Source organism: Mesorhizobium sp. P2_C5_2 (assembly GCF_056404535.1).
In genome coordinates this window covers 2,501-6,059 of sequence record NZ_JBFUDV010000016.1, presented here as the reverse complement: position 1 = coordinate 6,059, position 3,559 = coordinate 2,501, and the positions used below count along the sequence as shown (strand labels likewise).

Here is a 3,559-nt window from a genome sequence, read left to right as displayed (position 1 = left end):
ATACAAAAAGGCCCGCACGAGGCGGGCCTTTTGATTTGGTTGCGGGGACAGGATTTGAACCTGTGACCTTCAGGTTATGAGCCTGACGAGCTACCGGGCTGCTCCACCCCGCGTCAACCTTACAAGTAAGCCGAGGCTTACTGGATTAGAAGGGCCGCCAAATGAAAGGGCCGCTTGCGCGGCCCGAGCTCCCGTTTGGCGGGCCTATCGTAAAAGAGAAGATTCCACTCCATCCAATTTCTGGATGTGAGTTCAACGTGCGTTTGGCAGACCTGGCAGCGACCTACTCTCCCGCGTCTTGAGACGAAGTACCATCAGCGCTGGAGCGTTTCACGGCCGAGTTCGGAATGGGATCGGGTGCAGCCGCTCCGCCATAACCACCAGGTCGGCAAAACGCACGTTGTTCGAGAAGCTGTTTTTTGTGCCAAGGCGACGTTTGTGTTTTGCTTTCGGGCGTAAGCCCGCAAGCGCGACTGCGCGTCGCCGGTTTTCCGGCGCCCTCGCGGAGCATAGGCCCGTAAGGGCCGCTCATGCGTGAGCGCTGGTCAGACCATTCGACTTTATCGAATGAGCATAAGGAATGAGAACGATCAAGCCGATCGAACTATTAGTACCGGTAAGCTTCAAGCGTTGCCGCTCTTCCACACCCGGCCTATCAACGTGGTCGTCTTCCACGGTTCTCAGGGAATACTCGTTTTAAGGTGGGTTTCCCGCTTAGATGCCTTCAGCGGTTATCCCGTCCGGATATAGCTACCCTGCTATGCGGCTGGCGCCACAACAGGTCCACCAGAGATCCGTCCATCCCGGTCCTCTCGTACTAGGGACAGATCCTTTCAATATTCCTACACCCACGGCAGATAGGGACCGAACTGTCTCACGACGTTCTGAACCCAACTCACGTACCGCTTTAAATGGCGAACAGCCATACCCTTGGGACCTGCTCCAGCCCCAGGATGCGATGAGTCGACATCGAGGTGCCAAACAACCCCGTCGATATGGACTCTTGGGGGTCATCAGCCTGTTATCCCCGGCGTACCTTTTATCCGTTGAGCGATGGCCCTTCCACGCGGGACCACCGGATCACTATGACCGACTTTCGTCTCTGCTCGACTTGTCAGTCTCGCAGTCAGGCAGGCTTATGCCATTGCACTCAGCGAACGATTTCCGACCGTTCTGAGCCCACCATCGCGCGCCTCCGTTACTCTTTAGGAGGCGACCGCCCCAGTCAAACTACCCACCATACATTGTCCCGGACCCGGATAACGGGCCGCGGTTAGACATCCATAGTAATAAGGGTGGTATTTCAAGGGTGGCTCCACCTGAGCTGGCGCCCAGGTTTCAAAGCCTACCACCTATCCTACACATGCCACTACGAATGCCAATGTAAAGCTATAGTAAAGGTGCACGGGGTCTTTCCGTCTAACCGCAGGAACCCCGCATCTTCACGGGGAATTCAATTTCACTGAGTCTATGCTGGAGACAGCGGGGAAGTCGTTACGCCATTCGTGCAGGTCGGAACTTACCCGACAAGGAATTTCGCTACCTTAGGACCGTTATAGTTACGGCCGCCGTTTACTGGGGCTTCGATTCAGAGCTTGCACCCCTCCTCTTAACCTTCCAGCACCGGGCAGGCGTCAGACCCTATACGTCGTCTTGCGACTTCGCAGAGCCCTGTGTTTTTGATAAACAGTCGCTACCCCCTGGTCTGTGCCACCCTCCTCTACTTGCGTAGAAAAGGGTCACGCTTCTTCCGAAGTTACGCGTGCAATTTGCCGAGTTCCTTCAGCATAGTTCTCTCAAGCGCCTTGGTATACTCTACCTGACCACCAGTGTCGGTTTCGGGTACGGTTTATAAGGAGGAGCTATTTCCTGGAACCGCTCCGCTGCCCGTTCAATCCGATAAGATTGGACAACTTGTGCGATCCGTCACTACCTCCAAGCCCACGAATATTAACGTGGTTCCCATCGACTACGCGTTTCCGCCTCGTCTTAGGGGCCGGCTAACCCTGCTCAGATTAGCTTTAAGCAGGAACCCTTGGTCTTTCGGCGGGGGAGTCTCTCACTCCCCTTACGTTACTCATGTCAGCATTCGCACTTCTGATACCTCCACCACCCCTCACGGGTATGGCTTCATCAGCTTACAGAACGCTCCGCTACCGCTTGGCCCTTGCGGACCAAACCCTAAGCTTCGGTGTATGGCTTTAGCCCCGTTACATTTTCGGCGCAAAGACCCTTATTTAGACCAGTGAGCTGTTACGCTTTCTTTAAATGATGGCTGCTTCTAAGCCAACATCCTGGTTGTTTTGGGATCCTCACATCCTTTCCCACTTAGCCATAACTTGGGGACCTTAGCTGTAGGTCAGGGTTGTTTCCCTTTTCACGACGGACGTTAGCACCCGCCGTGTGTCTGCCGACTAGTACTCCCAGGTATTCGGAGTTTGGTTAGGTTTGGTAATCCGGTGAGGACCCCTAGCCCATCCAGTGCTCTACCCCCTGGGGTATTCGGTCGACGCTCTACCTAAATAGATTTCGCGGAGAACCAGCTATTTCCGAGTTTGATTGGCCTTTCACCCCTAGCCACAAGTCATCCCGAACTATTGCAACAGTTATGGGTTCGGTCCTCCAGTAAGTGTTACCTTACCTTCAACCTGCTCATGGCTAGATCACTCGGTTTCGGGTCTAATGCGACGAACTGAACGCCCTATTCAGACTCGCTTTCGCTGCGCCTACACCTATCGGTTTAAGCTTGCTCGTCACACTAAGTCGCTGACCCATTATACAAAAGGTACGTGGTGACCCTTGCGGGCTCCCACTGTTTGTAGGCAATCGGTTTCAGGTACTCTTTCACTCCCCTTGTCGGGGTGCTTTTCACCTTTCCCTCACGGTACTAGTTCGCTATCGGTCATGCACGAGTACTTAGGCTTGGAAGGTGGTCCTCCCAATTTCAGACAGGATTTCACGTGTCCCGCCTTACTCGAGGACGATTGATTGCATTACGCGTACGGGGCTGTCACCCACTATGGCCCTACTTTCCAGAAGGTTCCGCTTGTCTCTCAATCGCCACTGGCCTGGTCCGGGTTCGCTCGCCACTACTTCCGGAGTCTCGGTTGATGTCCTTTCCTACGGGTACTTAGATGTTTCAGTTCCCCGCGTTCGCCACTTTATCCCTATGTATTCAGGATAAGTTACCTATTATCGATACTTGGAAACCACAGCAGCAAGTCACCCTGCAGCTCTGATTTTCCAAGTACCTTAGGTGGGTTTCCCCATTCGGAAATCTACGGATCAAAGGGTATTCGCACCTCCCCGTAGCTTATCGCAGCGTATCACGTCCTTCATCGCCTGTGCATGCCAAGGCATCCACCAATTGCCCTTAAGACACTTGATCGTTCTCATTGCCAATGCCCACCCGCGCAATCCCGAAGGGATTGTCGCTTCAGCCTCTCCCTTGCGGGGTTAGCGTCCGCGCAATTCCGAAGGAATTGTCGCCTGAACCAGATCCTGTGCGGGATCCAATTCGATGTCATTGGCACAAAAAGACCAGCTTCTCGAGATCGGT

At 54.0% G+C, this 3,559-nt stretch carries 1 tRNA gene and 2 rRNA genes; all 3 read right to left on the bottom strand.

Annotation, left to right across the window (positions count from 1 at the left end):
* Window positions 1–36: 36 nt before the first annotated feature.
* Window positions 37–113 (bottom strand) — tRNA-Met (locus tag AC1D1B_RS30705).
* A 157-nt stretch (window positions 114–270) separates the two neighbouring features.
* Window positions 271–385, bottom strand: a 5S ribosomal RNA gene (rrf, locus tag AC1D1B_RS30700).
* Between the two features lie 201 nt (window positions 386–586).
* Window positions 587–3,388 (bottom strand): 23S ribosomal RNA (locus tag AC1D1B_RS30695).
* Between the last annotated feature and the right edge of the window lie 171 nt (window positions 3,389–3,559).